This window comes from Cereibacter changlensis JA139 (assembly GCF_003034985.1).
In the GTDB taxonomy this organism is placed as follows: Bacteria; Pseudomonadota; Alphaproteobacteria; order Rhodobacterales; family Rhodobacteraceae; genus Cereibacter; species Cereibacter changlensis.
The window spans coordinates 1-17,237 of record NZ_PZKG01000089.1 but is presented as its reverse complement, the minus strand read 5'-3'; the positions used below and the strand labels follow the sequence as shown (position 1 = coordinate 17,237).

At 68.1% G+C, this 17,237-nt stretch carries 17 protein-coding genes, 2 tRNA genes and 1 pseudogene; 12 read left to right on the top strand and 8 right to left on the bottom strand.

The genetic code is table 11. The features are described 5' to 3' along the window. From C5F48_RS16285 to C5F48_RS16260, 6 genes are all read right to left on the bottom strand, one after another. The coding region (locus C5F48_RS16285) for an AAA family ATPase (protein ID WP_146170619.1) at positions 1-584 on the bottom strand (584 nt) is incomplete at its 3' end. Beyond that, entirely contained in the window at positions 581-1,696 is a 1,116-nt protein-coding gene (locus C5F48_RS16280; protein WP_107664932.1) for a metallophosphoesterase family protein, read from the bottom strand. The genes C5F48_RS16285 and C5F48_RS16280, both read right to left, overlap by 4 nt. Before the next feature lie 71 nt (positions 1,697-1,767). Further along, complete coding sequence (locus C5F48_RS16275) at positions 1,768-2,898, bottom strand: ABC transporter permease (protein ID WP_107664931.1); 1,131 nt, start codon at positions 2,896-2,898, stop codon at positions 1,768-1,770. After that, the gene (locus C5F48_RS16270; RefSeq protein WP_107664930.1) at positions 2,895-3,830 is read right to left on the bottom strand and encodes an ABC transporter ATP-binding protein; all 936 of its coding nucleotides are present in this window, start codon (positions 3,828-3,830) and stop codon (positions 2,895-2,897) included. Before C5F48_RS16270 ends, C5F48_RS16275 begins: the two co-directional genes overlap by 4 nt. Beyond that, complete coding sequence (locus C5F48_RS16265) at positions 3,827-4,762, bottom strand: HlyD family secretion protein (RefSeq protein WP_107664929.1); 936 nt, start codon at positions 4,760-4,762, stop codon at positions 3,827-3,829. The genes C5F48_RS16270 and C5F48_RS16265 overlap by 4 nt, the downstream gene beginning before the upstream one ends. A 257-nt stretch (positions 4,763-5,019) precedes the next feature. Next, positions 5,020-5,505: an autoinducer binding domain-containing protein gene (locus C5F48_RS16260; RefSeq protein WP_107664928.1), complete on the bottom strand. Its 486-nt coding sequence runs from the start codon at positions 5,503-5,505 to the stop codon at positions 5,020-5,022. Positions 5,506-5,594: 89 nt separating this feature from the next. Between C5F48_RS16260 and C5F48_RS16255 the strand changes: the two genes are divergently transcribed. From C5F48_RS16255 to C5F48_RS16215, 9 genes are all read left to right on the top strand, one after another. Continuing rightward, positions 5,595-6,215: a helix-turn-helix transcriptional regulator gene (locus C5F48_RS16255; RefSeq protein ID WP_107664927.1), complete on the top strand. Its 621-nt coding sequence runs from the start codon at positions 5,595-5,597 to the stop codon at positions 6,213-6,215. Positions 6,216-6,343: 128 nt separating this feature from the next. Next, complete coding sequence (locus C5F48_RS16250) at positions 6,344-7,045, top strand: LuxR family transcriptional regulator (RefSeq protein ID WP_107664926.1); 702 nt, start codon at positions 6,344-6,346, stop codon at positions 7,043-7,045. A gap of 90 nt (positions 7,046-7,135) precedes the next feature. Further along, on the top strand, positions 7,136-7,768 hold the full coding sequence (locus C5F48_RS16245) for an acyl-homoserine-lactone synthase (RefSeq protein ID WP_107664925.1): 633 nt from the start codon (positions 7,136-7,138) through the stop codon (positions 7,766-7,768). A gap of 127 nt (positions 7,769-7,895) precedes the next feature. Next, the gene (locus C5F48_RS16240; protein ID WP_107664924.1) at positions 7,896-8,180 is read left to right on the top strand and encodes a hypothetical protein; all 285 of its coding nucleotides are present in this window, start codon (positions 7,896-7,898) and stop codon (positions 8,178-8,180) included. A 290-nt stretch (positions 8,181-8,470) separates the two neighbouring features. Continuing rightward, positions 8,471-10,072: an OpgD/OpgG family glucan biosynthesis protein gene (locus C5F48_RS16235; RefSeq protein WP_107664923.1), complete on the top strand. Its 1,602-nt coding sequence runs from the start codon at positions 8,471-8,473 to the stop codon at positions 10,070-10,072. Further along, positions 10,072-10,278, top strand: coding sequence for a hypothetical protein (locus C5F48_RS16230; RefSeq protein ID WP_107664922.1), 207 nt, complete (start codon positions 10,072-10,074; stop codon positions 10,276-10,278). The genes C5F48_RS16235 and C5F48_RS16230 overlap by 1 nt, the downstream gene beginning before the upstream one ends. A gap of 3 nt (positions 10,279-10,281) precedes the next feature. Continuing rightward, positions 10,282-12,069 carry a glucans biosynthesis glucosyltransferase MdoH gene (gene mdoH, locus C5F48_RS16225; RefSeq protein WP_107664921.1) on the top strand — a complete coding sequence of 596 codons (1,788 nt, stop codon included), beginning with the start codon at positions 10,282-10,284 and terminating at the stop codon, positions 12,067-12,069. Continuing rightward, entirely contained in the window at positions 12,062-13,270 is a 1,209-nt protein-coding gene (locus C5F48_RS16220) for an OpgC family protein (protein ID WP_107664920.1), read from the top strand. Before mdoH ends, C5F48_RS16220 begins: the two co-directional genes overlap by 8 nt. A gap of 58 nt (positions 13,271-13,328) precedes the next feature. Further along, a tRNA-Gly gene (locus C5F48_RS16215) sits at positions 13,329-13,403 on the top strand. Positions 13,404-13,718: 315 nt separating this feature from the next. Here the strand turns inward: C5F48_RS16215 and C5F48_RS16210 are convergent. Beyond that, positions 13,719-13,794, bottom strand: a tRNA-Val gene (locus tag C5F48_RS16210). 413 nt (positions 13,795-14,207) lie between these two features. Here C5F48_RS16210 and C5F48_RS16205 point away from each other — a divergent pair. Both C5F48_RS16205 and C5F48_RS16200 read left to right on the top strand, forming a co-directional pair. Next, complete coding sequence (locus tag C5F48_RS16205) at positions 14,208-15,209, top strand: sensor histidine kinase (protein WP_211314589.1); 1,002 nt, start codon at positions 14,208-14,210, stop codon at positions 15,207-15,209. A 98-nt stretch (positions 15,210-15,307) separates the two neighbouring features. Next, entirely contained in the window at positions 15,308-16,195 is an 888-nt protein-coding gene (locus tag C5F48_RS16200) for an EamA family transporter (protein ID WP_107664918.1), read from the top strand. A gap of 86 nt (positions 16,196-16,281) precedes the next feature. On the opposite strand, the gene C5F48_RS16195 is transcribed toward C5F48_RS16200, so the two are convergent. After that, positions 16,282-16,479, bottom strand: coding sequence for a CsbD family protein (locus C5F48_RS16195; RefSeq protein ID WP_107664917.1), 198 nt, complete (start codon positions 16,477-16,479; stop codon positions 16,282-16,284). Between the two features lie 568 nt (positions 16,480-17,047). Between C5F48_RS16195 and C5F48_RS16190 the strand changes: the two are divergent. Next, positions 17,048-17,237 (top strand): annotated as a pseudogene (locus tag C5F48_RS16190) (SOS response-associated peptidase); the annotation flags it as partial.

Genomic DNA, 17,237 nt, shown 5'->3' with positions numbered 1-17,237 from the left:
AGCCGGTCCAGCTCTGCCGCGCTGCGCGCCAGCACCGCATCCATCCGCCGCCCGCCGGTCATCATGTCGATCTCGCCCGCAACCGAAGACAGCAGGCCGCGCCGGGTGGCGAGCAGGCTCTCGCGCTCGTTGCGCTCGGCCGCGGTGGAGCCCTCCGGCTCCAGCCCCACAAGGCCCTGACGGACCCAGAGGAGGCCGGAGGGGCCCGAGAGCCCGCCGTCGATCAGCCGGTCGATCCAGGCCTCGGCCTCGTCATCCTGCGCGACGATGCGGCCCGTGGCGTCCAGCACCCGGGCGCTGGCGCGGCCGAGCCAGCGCTTTTCCAGCCGGAAGCGGCCGTCCTTGGTGTCGACCTCCACCGCCACCTCGGGCGTGGCGCCGGAATGCGGCTGCAGCGATTTCACCGCCGCCGCCTTGCTGCGGTGGCGTTCGAAGAACAGCGCGTGCAGCGCGTCGAAGAAGGTGGATTTGCCGAACTCGTTCGGCTCGGCCAGGACGGTGATGCCGTCGCCGATCCCGTCCAGCGTGGCGGTCTGCCCGGTGAAACGGCGGATGTTGGTGATCGAGATCGACCTGAGCTTCATGCCGCAACCTCTTGCGCGAACGAGAAAAGCCGCGACAGCGCGATGCCCGCCGCCTCGCGCGCGGGGCCGGGCAGCGCAGGGTCGTTGGTTTCGGCCAGCAGCGCCTCGGCGGCGGCGCGCAGGGCACCGGCTCGGTCGATGAGGTCGAGGTCCTCGGGCCGCGCCTCGGTGCCCAGGGCGGTGAAGTCGCTGGCGAACCAGCCGAAATCCGGGGCCGCCGCCTCCAGCGCCGTCTCGAGCTCCGCCCTTTCCGGCAAGGTCAGACGGCCCTGCGCCTGCACCCTGAGCAGCATGTCGCGGCGCAGGCCGAGCGCGGGCAGCGTGGCGGCCAGCCGCTGCGCCAGCGCCTCGCCGGGCAGCAGGTCTAGCGCCAGCGTACGCCACTTGAGGCTGCCGGTCGCGATCCGCTCCACCAGCGGCAGCGCGCCCGGCGCTTCGAGCGCGACGACCAGCGCCCCCGCCGCATCGGCATGCTTGAACCCGTCGGCCTCGGGCGTGCCGGAATAGCGGGTGCGGTCGCCCACGGTGAGCGTGCCGTGCCAGTCTCCCAAGGCGAGATAGTCGAGCCCCGCCCGCTGCGCCCGGTCGGGCGGGATGATGCCCGGCACGCCCTCGTCGGTGAAATCGGTGACGGCGCCATGGGCAAGGCCGATGCGCAGCCCCTCGCCGCCCGGCTCCATCCAGTCGGTCAGGTCGCGCCCCGGACGGCGCTGGGTGCAGGGCGCGGGATAGAGCGTGACGCCGGGGGCCAGGGCCAGCGGCTGCGGCTCCAGCGCCAGCCGGAGGTTCGGCGCGGCGTCGCCGGCGATGCGGCGCCAGAGCTCGGTCGCGGCGAGGCTGTCGTGGTTGCCGGGCAGCAGCACCCATGTGAGGTCGGACGCCGCCGCCATCGCCCGCAGCGCCTGACGCAGCGTGTCGGGCGCGGGGGTCTCGGCGTCGAACGTGTCGCCCGCCAGCAGCACCACGCCCGCGCCCCCTGCCCGCGCAGCCTCTGCCAGCCGGGAGATCGCGCCATGCCGCGCCTCGCGCAGCCGGTTGCGGATGCCCTCGGGATAGCCGCCGAAGGGCTTGCCGAGATGCAGGTCCGAGCTGTGCAGAAAGCGGAAGGTCATGGCGGCTCCTGAGATTCGGGAAGCTGCATCCTGACCGATCGGCCGCCGGGGTGTAAGAACCCCTCGGGCCGCTAGTCCAGCGTCTGACGGTAGCGGCGCAGGGCGATGGCGACGATGACCAGCATGATCGCCCCCAGCGCCAGCATGTCGGGCGCGATCTCCGAGAGCCCCGCGCCCTTCAGCATGACCTTGCGGGTGACGCGCAGGAAATGCGTGGCAGGAATCGCCGCGCCGAGCACCTGCGCCCAGCCCGGCATGCCGGCGAAGGGGAACATGAAGCCCGAAAGCAGGACCGAGGGCAGGATGGTGAAGAACGAGAGCTGCATCGCCTGCATCTGCGAACGCGCCACGGTGGAGATCAGGAAGCCGAGGGCGAGATTGACGATGATGTAGAGGTTGAAGCCGGCGAAGAAGGCCAGCGGGTCGCCGAGGAAGGGCACGTCGAAGACCAGCCGCGCCGCCAGGAGGAAGACGCCGGTCTGCACGTAGCCGACGAGGATATAGGGGGTGATCTTGCCCAGCATCACCTCCAGCGGGCGGACGGGGGTGGCGATCAGCGTCTCCATCGTGCCCTTCTCGCTTTCGCGGACGATGGCGACGGCGGTGATCATCACCATGGTCATCGACAGGATGACGCCAAGGAGGCCCGGCACGATGTTGGTGGCGGTGCGCTGTTCCGGGTTGAACTGGCGGTGCATGGTCACCGAGAAGGGCGGCGGCGGGCGGGCCGTGGCGGCGAGCGGGCCGGTCAGCGTGTCCTGCATTGCCCGCTCGACGATGCCGCCGAGCGCCGCCGCCGCGCCGCCGGTGACGGAAGGGTCGGAGGCGTCTGCGGAAAGCAGGATTTCGGGCGAGAGGCCGCGCAGCGTGTCGCGCTCGAAGCCGGGCGGGATCACCACGACGAAGCTGGCGCTGCCGTCGCGCAGGGCAAGGTCGCCGTCGGCGCGGCTGGTGACGATGCCGCGGAAGTCGAAATAGTCGGAGGTCTGCATCCCCATCAGCACCGCCCGGGTGACCGGGCCGGTATCGGCCATCTCGACCAGCGTCGGCAGGTGCTTGGGGTCGGAGTTGATGGCGAAGCCGAAGAGGAAGAGCTGCATGATCGGGATTGCGATCATCATGGCGAAGGTGACGCGGTCGCGCCGCATCTGGACGAATTCCTTGATCAGCACCGCCTGCAGCCGCCCGAAGGAAAAGCTCATGACGCGACCCCGGCGAAATTGTCCGTCGCGCTGGCCATGAGATAGATGAAGGCCTCCTCCAGTCCGCCCTTCTGGCGCTGCCAGCTGTGGCTGCCGCGCGCGGCGAATTCGCCGGCCACCCGGTCGAGCGCTTCGGCATCCGTGCCCGAGACATGCAGCACGGCGCCGAAGCGGGCGACCTGCTCGACCTCCGGCCGCTGGCGCAGCTCTGCCTCCAGCGCGGCGATGTCGGGGCCCTCCACCCGCCAGGTGACGAGGCCGATCATGTCGGGAATCTCGGTCGCGGGGCCGGCGATCAGTTTGCGGCCATAGGCGATGTAGGCGATGAAATCGCATTGCACCGCCTCGTCCATGTAATGGGTCGAGACCAGCACCGTGACGCCTGCCGCAGAAAGCCGGCGGATCTCGTCCCAGAAGTCGCGCCGCGCCTTGGGGTCCACCCCCGCCGTCGGCTCGTCGAGCAGGAGCAGGCGCGGCGCGTGGATCATGCAGGCGGCCAGCGCCAGCCGCTGCTTCCAGCCGCCGGAAAGCGTGCCGGCCAACTGCCCCGCCCGGTCGGCGAGGCCAAGGTCGGCCAGCGCGGCGGCGACCCGGGCGGGACGGTCCGGCAGGCGGTACATGCGGGCGATGAAATCGAGGTTCTCGCGGATCGTCAGATCCTCGTAGAGCGAGAAGCGCTGGGTCATGTAGCCCACGTTCTCCTTGATCCGCTGCGACTGGGTCCGGATGTCGAAGCCGAGGCACTGGCCGCTGCCCGCTTCTGGGGTCAGCAGGCCGCACATCATGCGGATCGTCGTGGTCTTGCCCGAGCCGTTCGGGCCGAGGAAGCCGTAGATCGCGCCCTTCGGCACATCCATGTCGAAATCATCCACCACCCGGCGGCCGTTGAAGACCTTGGTCAGGCCGCGCACCGAGATGGCGAGGTCGGTCATGGCGAAAGCGACAGCGGCTGGCCGGGCAGCAGGCCGGAGCCTTCGTCGATCACCGCCTCGGCGCGGAACACCAGCCGGTCGCGCTCGTCGCGGGAGTAGAGGATCGGCGGGGTGTATTGCGGGTCGGAGGCCAGCCGGGTGATCCGGGCCGAGAGGCCGGGCGGGCAGCCGTCGCAGCTGACGGACAGCCGGTCGCCCAAGGCGGTGGCGGCGCGCTTCGGTTCGGGGACGAAGAACACCGCCTTCACCCGGTCGGGCTGGAAGATCGACAGCACCGGCGTGCCGGAAGCCGCCACCTCGCCCGGCTCGTAGAAGCGCCGCTCCACCTTGCCGGCGACCGGGCTCGCCAGGCTGCGGTCGCGCAGGTTCGAACGGGCGACATCGGCCTCGGCCCGCGCCATATCGAGCGCGGCCTCGGCCGCCAGCCGCTGCGCGTCGCGGGCCGGCAGCTGCGCCACCTCCAACTCGGCCGAAAGCTGGTCGACCTGCGCCTCGGCGCTCTCCAGCGCGCTGCGGTCGCGGTCGACCTCGGCCTGCGGCACGCGGCCCTGGTCGAGCAGGCGCTGCGAGCGGGCGAGCGTGGTGCGGGCCAGATTGCGGTCGGCCTCGGCCCGGTGCAGCGAGGCGGCCACTACGGCGATCTCGGCGGCGCGGCTGCCGGTCTGCAGGTTGTCGAGATTGGCCCGGGCCACCGCCACCGCGGCCTCGGCGGCCTGCAGCGCGGCGGTCTGGCTGTCGGTTTCCAGGAGGACCAGCACCTGCCCCGCCGCCACGCTGTCGCCCTCGTCGGCGGCGAGCGAGACGATACGGCCGGCGGTCAGCGGCGCGACATGGACGTAATCCGCCTCGGCATAGCCGTTGTAGACCTGCGCTTCGCTGCCGAAGCCAAGCGCCGCGACCGCGGCGGCGAGCCAGTCGAGAACAGCGCTCATGGGCAGGCTCCTTCCGGCGCGGGACCGGCGAATGGCGGGTCAGGCGGGCCTCTCCGCCCCCGTCGCTGCAGGGGGCCGGCGAGGCCCGGTCGTGCCTCCGTGATAAATTGGCCGGGGAGAATCAGCCAGAGGCGCTTCCGCGCGCCACAGCAAGCGCCGCGCAGAGAAACCCTGCGCGATCAAGGGACTGGAGGCCGCAGCCCCACCTGCCGCCTTGCGACATATTGCCGCTTCGGGGGCCTCTGTCGGGCAATGTCCTAATCGTGCCGCAAACCGGCCCCGATGGCGCGCAGGTCGTTCAGCTTGTCTTCCGACACCTCGCCCAGGCCTTCGGTGGCGTCATGCATCTGCTCGACGCGGTCGGCGGCGAAGGCGATCTCTTCGGCGGTGAGAGGACGGTCGGCATGGCAGAAGAACCCGAGGGTGCGCGATCCGACATCGCCGACTGAGACCACGATGCCGAAGCGGAGCCCATGTTCCGCGGCCTTGGTCATCATTCCGGCCCCGTCATCCGCGCGCAGGTCGTCCCAGTCGCAGACGCCGGCATGCGACAAACCCCAGCGAATCGTCGGATCGGTGAAGATCAGTGCGTTGTCATTGTAGTAGTCGATCCATTCCTGCGGGTAGGTCTGGAACAGCAGGGTCGGGTTGGCGAAGCGTATCCGGACACCGACCGCGAATCGCCATCCCGTATGGTCGTTGAGGTCGCGGAGAATGTTCCGGACTTTGTTCACGCTTACCATGGTTGGCACATGCCCATAGGTTGTGTATCTCGACAAGGCGCGGCATCATTGCCGGGCATCATGCACATTCTACGGTCTGCCGGACAACAATGGAACAGCTTAAGCTCATGCACCTGGCAGATATGAAAGGGGCATTCGCTCGCGTGGCAACGGCAGGCTTCTACGTCGCCCTCAGGATCGGCTTCTACGCCCCAGAGGACGAGCTGAACGCCTATCCCGAGGATTGGGTTGAACATTACACCACCCGCGGCCTTGCCCTGCAGGATCCGTTGATGCGCTGGACCTTCACCAGCCACGGCGCCCGGCGCTGGAGCGAGATCGACCAGCCCGACCCGGCGCGTGTGCTGGAGGATTACCGCAGACACAAGCTGCGCTACGGCGTGACGGTCTGCCTGCCGGGGCGCGGTTCGTCTCCGAAAAAAAGTTTCGGCATGTTCGCGCGATCGGACCGCGAGATGCTGGACGTCGAGATCGAGGAGTTGACGCATCTGCTGTCGGCGCTGCATGTCAGCGAGCAGCAGACCCTGACCGAAAGCCAGATCGAGGTGCTGCGGATGCTCTCGACCGGCATGCGCTACAAGCAGATGGCCTACGAACTGGGGATCTCGGAGAGCGCGGTGAAGGCCCGGCTGAAGAGCGCTGCGCTGCGGATGAACGCCAAGACGGCGGCGCAGGCGGCGTCGGTTGCCGCAAGCCGCGGCATGCTTTAGCCTGCACGGCGCACGGTTCGCCCCGCGGCCCGGGCGACGCAGAATCGTTCCCTGTCGCCCCCTGTGCATGGTAATGGTGCCGATCTGCAGTGGATTCAGCTCGCGCTGACAGCCGGAGCCCCGGACGAATGGACATCATCGACCTCAGCGTGGCGGCGAAGACCTCCGAGAACTATCTCGGCTTCCTCGACCAGGTCTGCGACCGGCTGGAGCTGGATTTCGCCTCCTACGCCACCACCAGCCCGATGACCGGCGCGGTGCAGGGCTACGCCAACTATCCCGACCGCTGGAAAATGCATTACATGCAGCGCAACCTGCACCGGGTCGATCCGACGATCCACAAGTCGGCGCTCAGCATCGCGCCGGTGGACTGGAGCCGTTTCGAGCGGGACGAGAAGTTCAAGGCGGTGTTCTTCGCGGCGGGCGATTTCGGCATCTCGCCGCAGGGGCTGACGGTGCCGATCCGCGGCCCCTATGGCGACCGCGGGTTGCTGAGCGTGACCCGCACCTGTTCGCGCGAGGAATGGGACAAGCTGAAGCGCCGGGTCATCGGCGAATTGCAGGTCGCCGCGGTGCACCTGCATGACGCGGTGATGCGGTCGGACGTGATCTCGCAGGCGCTGCGCCAGCCGAAACTGTCGCGGCGCGAGCGCGAGATCCTGCAATGGGCGGCGGCGGGAAAGTCGCAGACCGACATCGGCGACATCCTCGGCATCTCGCACCGGACGGTGGAAGTGCACCTCAGGTCGGCGCGGGAAAAGATGGGAGCTCTGTCGACGGTACAGGCGGTCGGCCGCGCCATCGGGCTGGGGCTGATTTATCCAAGATAATTAACAAAAACTACGGGATTCCCCTCATTTAAGATTTTGGCGAAGCTGCGCATCTTCTGGGTACGCCGTACATCCAGGGGACCTGAAACCATGATATTCGTCATCGACTCGTTGAACAAGCACGAGTATCCCGCATTGCTGAACGACATGTTCCGCCTTCGCAAGCGCGTCTTCGCCGACCGGCTCGGCTGGGATGTCCGCGTGTCGAACGGCATGGAAAAGGACAAGTTTGACGATCTGGATCCGGCCCATGTCATCAGCGTCGATGACAGCGGCGAAGTCGTCGGCTGCATGCGCCTGCTGCAGACCACCGGGCCGCACATGCTGGCCGACATCTTCGGCGAACTGCTCGACGGCGAGGCGCCGCTGCGCAGCGCCACCGTCTGGGAAGCCACCCGCTTCTGCGTCGACACCGAGCGTCTGACCCGCGGCAGCGAGCGGAACTCGATCTCCTATGTCACCAGCGAAGTGATGATCGGCGCCTTCGAATTCGCCATGGCGGCCGGCATCACCGACGCCGTCGCGGTGATCGACCCGGTGATGGACCGCGTGCTGAAGCGCTCGGGCAACGCCCCCTACGGCTATCTCGGCTCGCCCAAGCCGATGGGCAAGGTGACCGCGCTGGCCGCGCTGATGGATTGCTCCGAGGCGCGGATCCAGTCGATCCGCGACTATGCAGGGATCCGGCACGACGTGACGCTGCCGCAGCGCGTCATCGCCTGAAGACGGCCCAGGGATGATGGCAGGGGGTGGCGAACAATCGCTGCCTCCTGATTCATTTGTGGCGCAGGGCGGAACCGGGCCTATCTTAAAGGCGTAGTTCCCATGAGAAGCCACAAGGCGAAACGATATGGCATCCCTGAAGCCGGACCGGCCCAATACCATCACGAGGTTCCGCCCGCGCCCTGGCAGCGACGCCAGCCCCGGGCGGCACGCTTGGGTCATTCCCCACCTGATCACGCTGATCACCTATGCCGAGCGTCACGGCCTTTCCGCGATGGAAACCGCCCTGGTGGAGGCGACCGAGACCATCGCCCCCACGGTGCGCAGCGTCCCGCCCGCCCGGCGCAGCCCGCGGCGCGAGGGCTCGAGCACTGCCCAGATCCTCAAGTTGACCGAACGCGGGCCGCGCTGAAACGCCGCTGCCGCGGCCGTTTTGGCGGGGTTCCGCCGCTCCTGAAAATGCCGCGGAAATGTGCCGGTCAATACCTGAAATGCCCGCCAAAAGGCGTTCTGCACAAGCGAAGTGACGCACGCCCGGAAACAGGCGATAACTGCCACATAGTTTGGCAAATTCACGCTCAGGCCGGCAGGCGCGCGGTTGGCCACCTTGCAACATCCCCCTCCGCGCCCATATAGCAATGCCGGTACGAATCTGTCAGCTGCACGGCGCAAGCCTTTGGAAATTAGACCTCGTTGCCCCATATGATCCTCCCAGCGACCTCCCCCTCCCGGTTGACCCGGCGCCGCCTGCTGCAGGCCGCCACCTCTTCCGTCGCGCTCGCCTCCGGCGCGGCGCTGGCCTGGCCCGCCTTCGCCCAGGACGCCGCGGCGCAAGCCGCTGCACCGCAGCAATTCAGCTTCGACCTGCTGACCGAAGAAATGCGCGCGGCGGCGACCGAGGCCTATGTTCCGGGCGAGAAACCGACCGGTTTCCTCGGCGATCTGAAATACGACGATTATCGCCAGATCCAGTTCAACCCGGAGAAGGCTCGTTGGGAAGGCACCGACAGCCTGTTCCGCGTGCAGGCCTTCCACATGGGCTGGCTGTTCGGCGAGCCGGTGCGGATGTTCGAGGTCACCAACGGCACCTCGACCGAGATGCAGTTCTCGACCGACGACTTCATGTATTACAATGATCTCGCCGCCCGGGTCGCGCCGCACACCCCGCTGCCGGGGGTGGCCGGCTTCCGCCTGAACATGCCGCTGAACCGCCCGGACATCTATGACGAGCTGGTGGCCTTCCTCGGCGCCAGCTATTTCCGCGCGCTCGGCCAGGGCAACTCCTACGGCATCTCGGCCCGCGGGCTGGCGATCAACACCGCCTCCTCCGAGCCCGAGGAATTCCCCCGCTTCTCGCGCTTCTACCTGGAGCGCCCGCCGGCCGGCAGCAACACCGCCGTGGTCTATGCCACGCTCGACAGCCCCAGCGTGACGGGAGCCTACCGCTTCGTCATCACCCCGGGCGCCGAGACGGTGATGGACGTGACGGCGCGGCTGTTCTTCCGCACCGACGTGGCGCAGCTTGGCGTCGCCCCGCTGACCTCGATGTTCCTGTTCTCCGAAAAGAACCGGGCGCAGTTCGACGATTACCGGCCCAACGTGCATGACAGCGACGGGCTGCGCATCCGCCGCGCCGATGGCGACATCCTTTGGCGGCCGCTGAACAACCCGCCGCGGCTGTCTGGCAGCTATTTCGGCGAGGAGTCGCCCTTGGGCTTCGGCCTCTACCAGCGCGACCGCGCCTTCGACAACTATCAGGACACCGAGGCGCATTACGAGCGCCGGCCCTCGATCGAGGTCGAGCCGCTGGGGACCTGGGGCAAGGGCGCGGTGCGCCTGGTCGAGATCCCGACCGAGTTCGAAGTGAACGACAACATCGTCGCCTTCTGGGTGCCCGAAGCGCCGGTGAAGGCCGGCGATGCGCGCGAGTTCGCCTATCGCCTGCACTGGGGCATGCTGAACGAGGATCCCGACGCGCCACGCGCCCATGTGTACGAGACGCGGGCCGGTCACGGCGGCGTCTCCGGCGTGGAGAACAGCAAGGAATCCCGGAAATTCGTCATCGATTTCAAGGGCGGCATGCTGGCGGCCCTGCCGGCGGACGCCGATGTGGAGCCGATCGTCACTGCACGAAACGGTGACATCCATTCCACGACGCTTGAACGGATCGAGGGAACGGACATATGGCGTATTGTCGTGGACGTCGGGGCTTCCGGGGATGCGACGGTGGAACTCGGGGCTCACGTCGCGGGTTACGGTCGGAAGCTCTCGGAAACCTGGCTCTATCAGTGGATCAAAGCATAATGTCGAACCATACTGCCCTGTCGCGCGCCGAGGTCGATGCGCCGTCGCAGGACGCAGCCCTTGACCTCGACGCGCTTGTCGAAAGCCTCGGTGCGCCGCCGCTGGCTCCCTGCGCCATGCCCAAGCAACAGCTGGAAGCCTCCCGCCCGTCCTGGCTCTCGGCCCTGCGCCTCTTCGGAGCGCGCGCTCCGAGGGCGAGGCTCTGACCCATGCCCGGGGCCCGGCCGCTTGGCCTCGCCGTGCTGGTCTCGCGCGGCGCTGCTTTCGCGATCAGCCTTCTGGCCGCCGCAGGGGCATTCTTCCTCTTCCTGCAGTTCGGGGCGGCTGACGGGCTCGACTCGATGGACGTGGTCCGCAGCGTCCTGATCCTGGCCTCCACCTTCTGGCTGGCCTGGGGCGCGGGCCATGCCATCATCGGGCTCTTCACCAAGCCGCACCCGCCGGCCAATGTGGTTCCCGGCGCGCCGATCAGCGGGCGCACGGCGATCCTGGTGCCGGTCTACAACGAGGACCCGGTCGCGACCTTCTCGCGCATCGCCGCGATGGACGCCTCGCTGGCGGCGACGCCCTATGCGCATCTCTTCCACTTCGCCATCCTCTCCGACACCCGCGACGAGGCTATCGCCGCGCGCGAGCGGCTGTGGTTCCTGCGGCTCTTGCGCGAGCGGAACGGCGAGAACCGGATCTTCTACCGGCGCCGCTCGGTGAACAAGGGCCGCAAGGCCGGGAATATCGAGGATTTCTTCCAGCGCTCCGGCGCGGCCTACGAGTTTTCGATCATCCTCGACGCCGACAGCCTGATGGATGGCGAGACCATGGTCGAGATGGTCCGCCGGATGGAGGCGCAGCCCGACATCGGCCTGTTGCAGACCCTGCCGGTGGTGACCCGCGCCCGCGCCCGCTTCGGTCGGGCGATGCAATTCTCCGGCGCGCTGCACTCGCCGGTCTTCGCCCGCGGCCTCGCCATGATGCAGGGCAACACCGGCCCGTTCTGGGGCCACAACGCCATCGTCCGGGTCCGCGCCTTCGTGGAAAGCTGCGGCCTGCCCGAGCTCAGCGGCCCGCCGCCCTTCGGCGGCCCAGTGATGTCGCATGACTATGTCGAGGCGGCGCTGCTGGCCCGCGCCGGCTGGACCGTGCGGCTGGACGACGATCTGCGCGGCTCCTACGAGGAAGGCCCGGAGAACCTGATCGACCACGCCAAGCGCGACCGCCGCTGGTGCCAGGGCAACCTGCAGCACTCGCGCATCGTCGGTGCGCCGGGGCTGCTGCCCTGGAACCGCTTCGTCTTCGTGCAGGGCATCCTGTCCTATGTCGCGCCGCTGTTCTGGCTGGGCTTCATCTTGGCCAGCATCGCCGCGCCGTTCTTCGCGCCGCCGCTGGACTATTTCCCCGTGCCCTACTGGCCCTTCCCGGTCTTTCCCAGCGACGAGACCTGGAAAGCGATCGGCCTCGCCGTCGGCATCTTCGGCCTGCTGCTGCTGCCGAAGCTCCTGATCGCCATCGAGGCCATCACCACCGGCCGCGCCAAAGACTTCGGCGGCGGCGCGAGGGTTCTCGTCTCGACCCTGGCCGAGCTCGTGTTCTCCAGCATCACCGCGCCGATCCTGATGATGTTCCAGACCCGCTCGGTGATCCAGGTGCTGGCCGGCAGCGACGGCGGCTGGCCGACCAACAACCGCGGCGACGGCGGGCTGAGCCTGACCGAGGCCTGGACCGGCAGTCACTGGATCGTCACCTGGGGTCTCCTGGGTCTCGGCGCCACCTATGTCTTCGCGCCGGGGCTGGTGCCCTGGCTGCTGCCGGTGGCGATCCCGATGATCCTGTCGCCCTTCATCATCTCCTTCACCTCGCGACCCAGCCGCTCGGCGCTGTTCACCTCGCCGATGGATCTGGAGCCCGCGCCGGTGATGGCCGCGCAGACCGCCATCCTGACCGAGTGGCAGAGCTCCGAACAGCCGCAGACCGAGCCGAACCTGGCCGTCCAGCATGTCTGACCCCGCCCGCCCCTTCCCGCCCTCCGGTCGCGACCAGCGGCTGGACGTGTTCCGCGGCATCGCGCTGGTGATGATCTTCATCAACCATGTGCCGTCGACGATCTACGAGAACCTCACCAGCCGCAATTTCGGCTTCTCGGACGCGGCCGAGGGCTTCGTGGTGATGTCGGGCATCGCCGCCGGCCTCGCCTATTCGGCGGGCTTCCGGCCGGCGCCGACCTGGGCCGGGGCGCGGCGGATCTGGCGGCGGGCCTGGACGCTCTACATGGTGCATATGCTGACCAGCATCTGGGCCATCGCGGTCTCCGCCGCCGCGGCGCTGTGGTTCGCCGCGCCGCAGCTGCTGCACGAGAATCAGGTCTGGATCCTGTTCAAGAAGCCGCTCGGCTTCCTCGTCGGCCTGCCGCTGATGACGCACCAGCTCGGCTACACCAACATCCTGCCGCTCTACACCGTGCTGCTGATCGTCGCTCCGGCGCTGCTGATCCTCGCCCTGCGCTGGCCGAGGCTGCTGCTCGCCGGGTCGGTGCTGCTCTGGGCGGCGGCGGGGCAGTTCCGGCTGAACCTGCCGAACTTCCCCAATCCGGGCGGCTGGTTCTTCAACCCGGTCTCCTGGCAGCTGCTGTTCGTCGTCGGCCTCCTGACCGGTGTCGCGATGAAGCAGGGCCGCCGCTTCGTGCCGGTGCTGCCCTGGCTGCAATGGCTGACCGGCGGCTACCTGCTGTTCTCGCTGCTCTCGGCCAAGATCCCCGCGGTCTCGGCGATGCTGGGCCACGGGCTGTGGATGGTGAACCAGGCCGGGGTGCCGTGGTTCTTCACCGTCTTCGACAAGACCTTCGTCACCGCGCCGCGGCTGCTGCACATCCTGTCGCTGGTCTATTTCCTCTCGACCTTGGCTTGGGTGCGCCAGGCCGCCACGGCGCAGGCGCTGCGGACCTTCGCCCTGCTCGGGCGGCACTCGCTGCCGGTCTTCGCCACCGGCACGGTGCTCTGCTTCGCGCTGCAGGGGGTGAAGGACGTGCTGGGCGACCACTTCCTGCTCGACACGCTGCTGCTCGGCGGCGGGCTCGGGCTGCAGCTCGGCCTCGCCTTCCTGACCGAGCGCTGGACCCGCAAACCGGCCCGCCCCGCGACCCCGCCCGCCCCCTCCGCGCCGGTGCTGGATCTGCCTTTGGCAGGCGCCGCGCAGCGTCTCGCCTGAATTCCGCAAAAGGGGCTTGCAGCCCCTCCGAACAGGCGCTATCACCCGCCCACGGAGTGCGGGCGTAGCTCAGGGGTAGAGCATAACCTTGCCAAGGTTAGGGTCGTGAGTTCGAATCTCATCGCCCGCTCCAGTAAGACAATACTGATGATGGTCGCCTCGGGCGGCCATTTTCGTTTGTGGGGCGGGCAGCTGGAAGACCCTGCCCCGCTTTGGATCGTCGGCCAGGGGCGCGAGGCGCGCCGGGGCGCAGCAGATGAACGCCGAAACCCTTCTCCTGATTCCGGCGTTTTGGAACCGTCCGGCCTGAGTTCGATTCTCGCCGCAGCACCTGTCTCAGGCCGCCGATGCACTGGAATTCTGGCGGCTTCGGGTCGTGGAATGACGGCGCTTGGGTTCAATGAGCCAAGGCGCGAAAAGCAAAATTAGCTTAAGTAATCGATTTACATGGTGGGTCGTGACGGGATCGAACCGCCGACATTCTCGGTGTAAACGAGACGCTCTACCATCTGAGCTAACGACCCGGTGCGCGCGGGATAGCCGATAGTGGGCGGGCAGGCAAGCCGGCAGTGGTGCGTCAGGAGGCATCTTCGGCCGTGCTGCCGCACAACGAGGACCGTCCTGTGCCACCTGCTTCCGATGCGCATTTCTAAGAGACCGGGGCAGCAGCTTCGTTCGCGACGCGGGCAGCCGGTGCGTTTTGCTGCCTGACGCGGACACATCCCGCCCTTTCTAGTCGGGACCCGCCCCTGCCGCCGCCGCACCAGACCAGCAGCGCCCCCACAACAACCCGATAGGCACAGCGGGAACAAGACTGTGGGAGGAGGCCCGATTCCGCGGGGCGGCGGGGCGGTTTCATGCTATGGCCGTTCCGACGCCGCAGCCCGCCCCGTCCGGGCGTCCTCTGGCGACCGTCTGCCACAGCAAGCGAGGTCCCGTGGCGAGAACCTACATGAACCGCTCCCGCTGGGGCTATGAGGAGCTCCGGCGCGCCATGGATGCCGCCGGGGTGGCGCTCTGGTCCTGGAACCTCGACAACGACGCCTTCGCCATGGACGCCCACGGCTACCGGCTGTGGGATGTCCCGCCGCGCGAGGGGCTGATGTTCGAGCACCTGTCGGAGAAAATCCACCCCGCCGACCGCGACCGGGTCCGCGAGGCCTTCGCCGCCACCCGGACCGCGCCGGGAGCCTACGAGATCGACTTCCGCACCCTGATCGGCAAGGATGTCCGTTGGATCTCGGCCCGCGGCCATGGCGCCGACGCCGAGATCGTCGACCGCGAGACGACCGGCATCTTCATCGACGTCACCGGGCGCAAGCAGGCCGAGGAAGGCAGCGAGCTGCTGGCCGGCGAGATGAGCCACCGGGTCAAGAACCTGCTGGCCATCGCCTCGGGCCTCACCCGGCTGACCTCGCGCTCCTCGAACTCGGTCGAGGACATGACGCTGCAGCTGACCCAGCGGCTGACCGCCCTCGGCCGGGCGCATGACCTGGTGCGCCCGCTGCCCGGCGACCAGGGCGATGCGGCCCTGCTGGGCGACCTCTTCGCCGTGCTGCTGGCACCCTATGACGACAAGGGTGCCTTCGCCGGCCGCATCCGCATCGCGGTGCCGCGCATGGGCGTGGGCGAGAACGCCGCGGCCAGCCTCGCGCTGGTGGTACACGAGCTGGCGACCAACTCGCTGAAATACGGCGCGCTCTCCGCTGATGCCGGCATGCTTGACGTGTCGGGCACGCTGTCGGACGAGAGCGTGGAGATCGTCTGGAACGAGCAGGGCGGGCCCGAGGTGACGGCGACGCCCGAGCAGCGGGGCTACGGCAGCCGGCTGGTGCGGCAGACCGTCGACCGGCAGCTTGGCGGGTCGATCAGCTACGACTGGACCCCGGGCGGCCCGCTGATCACCCTGGTGTTCCGAAGCGAGATGCTGGCCAGCTAGGCCGGATGAATATCCCCGCCGCCGGTTCCTGCCTCGGCGGTTGCCTCCGGCCGCCGGGTCGTCCACAAGATGCGCGACCTTGCGGAAGGGACGATGACATGATGCTCTGGATACCCGTGACCGTCGCGGCGGCGCTGGTCCAGACGCTGCGCTTCATGCTGCAGAAGCAGCTGAAGGCCGCCGGCCTCTCGACCAGCGGCGCGGCCTTCTCACGCTTCGTCTTCGGCGCGCCGCTGGCGATCCTGATCTCGGGCCTTGCGCTCTCGCTCAGCGACGCGCCGGCGCCGCGCCCGGGGGCCGGCTTCTGGAGCTTCGCGCTGGTCGGCGGGCTGGCGCAGATCGTCGCCACCCATCTGACCGTCGGCCTCCTGGTGCTGCGCAACTTCGCCGTGGGCATCGCCTTCACCAAGACCGAGACGCTGCAGGTCGCGGCGCTCTCGGTGCTGCTCCTGGGCGAGAGCATCCTCCCCGCCGGCTGGCTCGCCATCGGCATCGGCCTCGCCGGCGTGCTGTTCCTATCGCTGCGCGGCAAGGGCGGGCCGCTGCTGTCGCGGGCGACGGCCCATGGCGTGCTGGCCGGCGGGCTCTTCGGCCTCTCGGCCATCTGCTACCGCGGCGCGGCGCTGGAGCTGGGGGACGGCCCCGCCTTCGTGCGGGCCATCGTGACGCTGGCCTGCGTGACAAGCTCCCAGACCCTCGCCATGGGGCTCTGGATGCGGCTGTTCGAGCCGGGGCAGCTGACACGGGTCTTCGCCACCTGGCGCCGGACGATCTGGGTCGGGGTGACGGGGATGCTGGGCTCGCTGTTCTGGTTCTTCGCCTTCGCGCTGCAGAACGCCGCCTATGTCCGGGCGCTCGGCCAGATCGAGATGGTGTTCACCCTGCTGGTGTCGTTCTTCGTGTTCCGCGAGAGGCTGAGCCTGCGCGAGGGGCTCGGCATCGGCCTGATCTGCGCCAGCGTGCTGATGCTGGTGCTGCTGCTCTGAGCGAGGGCTCAGGGCGCGGCCTGCCCCCGAACGCGAAACGGCCCCGCAGATGCGGAGCCGTGGCCGGAAATGTCAGGCGCGGGTGATCAGATCGAGTCGATCCAGCTGTCCACCTTGCGCTTGGCTTCTTCCTTGCTGTCGCCGTAACGCTCCTGGATCTTGCCCTCCAGCACCTCGCGGTCGCCATTGGCCTGCGCCAGATCGTCGTCGGTCAGGTCGCCCCACTGCTGCTTGACCTTGCCGGTCATCTGCTTCCAGTTGCCTTGCACTTGATCCCAGTTCATCGGTCTCTCCTTCGAGGTTGCATTGCCTATTCAATGCGCCGGGATGTGGATCGTTCCCTGCTGCGTCAGGACGCCGCAGCGTTGCACGAAGGGGAGCATGGGAGGCAGAGCCCGCAAAAGCAAACGCCCCGGTCCGAAACGAGGCGCTGCAAAGGGATGGTGGGTGATAAGGGATTTGAACTCCTGACATCTTCGATGTGAACGAAGCGTAGTTCCCGCAACCTGTTGTAACCTAATGCAAGGAACGCTTTTTATTTTGGCCTGAAATGGCGTTTTCACCATCTGTTCGCGTCTGCGCAGGTTCAATGAACCAGAGAGCGCTTCGTTAGTTGGTCTCGGCACTTTGCGTGCGGCGCTGGCGGGGTTCGTGCCCGATTGCTCTGCCCTAAGAGCCGCCAGCAAACAGCCTCGACAATGTTGTTCGGTGAGGTTCATCGAACGGGGGCCCAAGCCTTGCTTTGCCCATTGCGCCTGGTGTTGACCCACGGGCCGCCACGGCACCCTTCCCCCGCGAGCGCCGTTCTGGCAATGTTCCGCATCACCCCCGCCACGATTCCGGACCGCCGCCATGTGCAACCTCTACGCCCAGACCAAGAGCCAGGATGCGATGCGCCGCGTCTTCGACGGGCTGCTGGAGCCGGAGGAGGTGCTCGACGACCTGCTGGGCAACCTCGCGCCCATGCTGGGGATCTACCCCGACTACGCCGCGCCGATCCTGCGGGCCGGGCCCGGCGGCTGGCAGCTGGCCCGGGCACGTT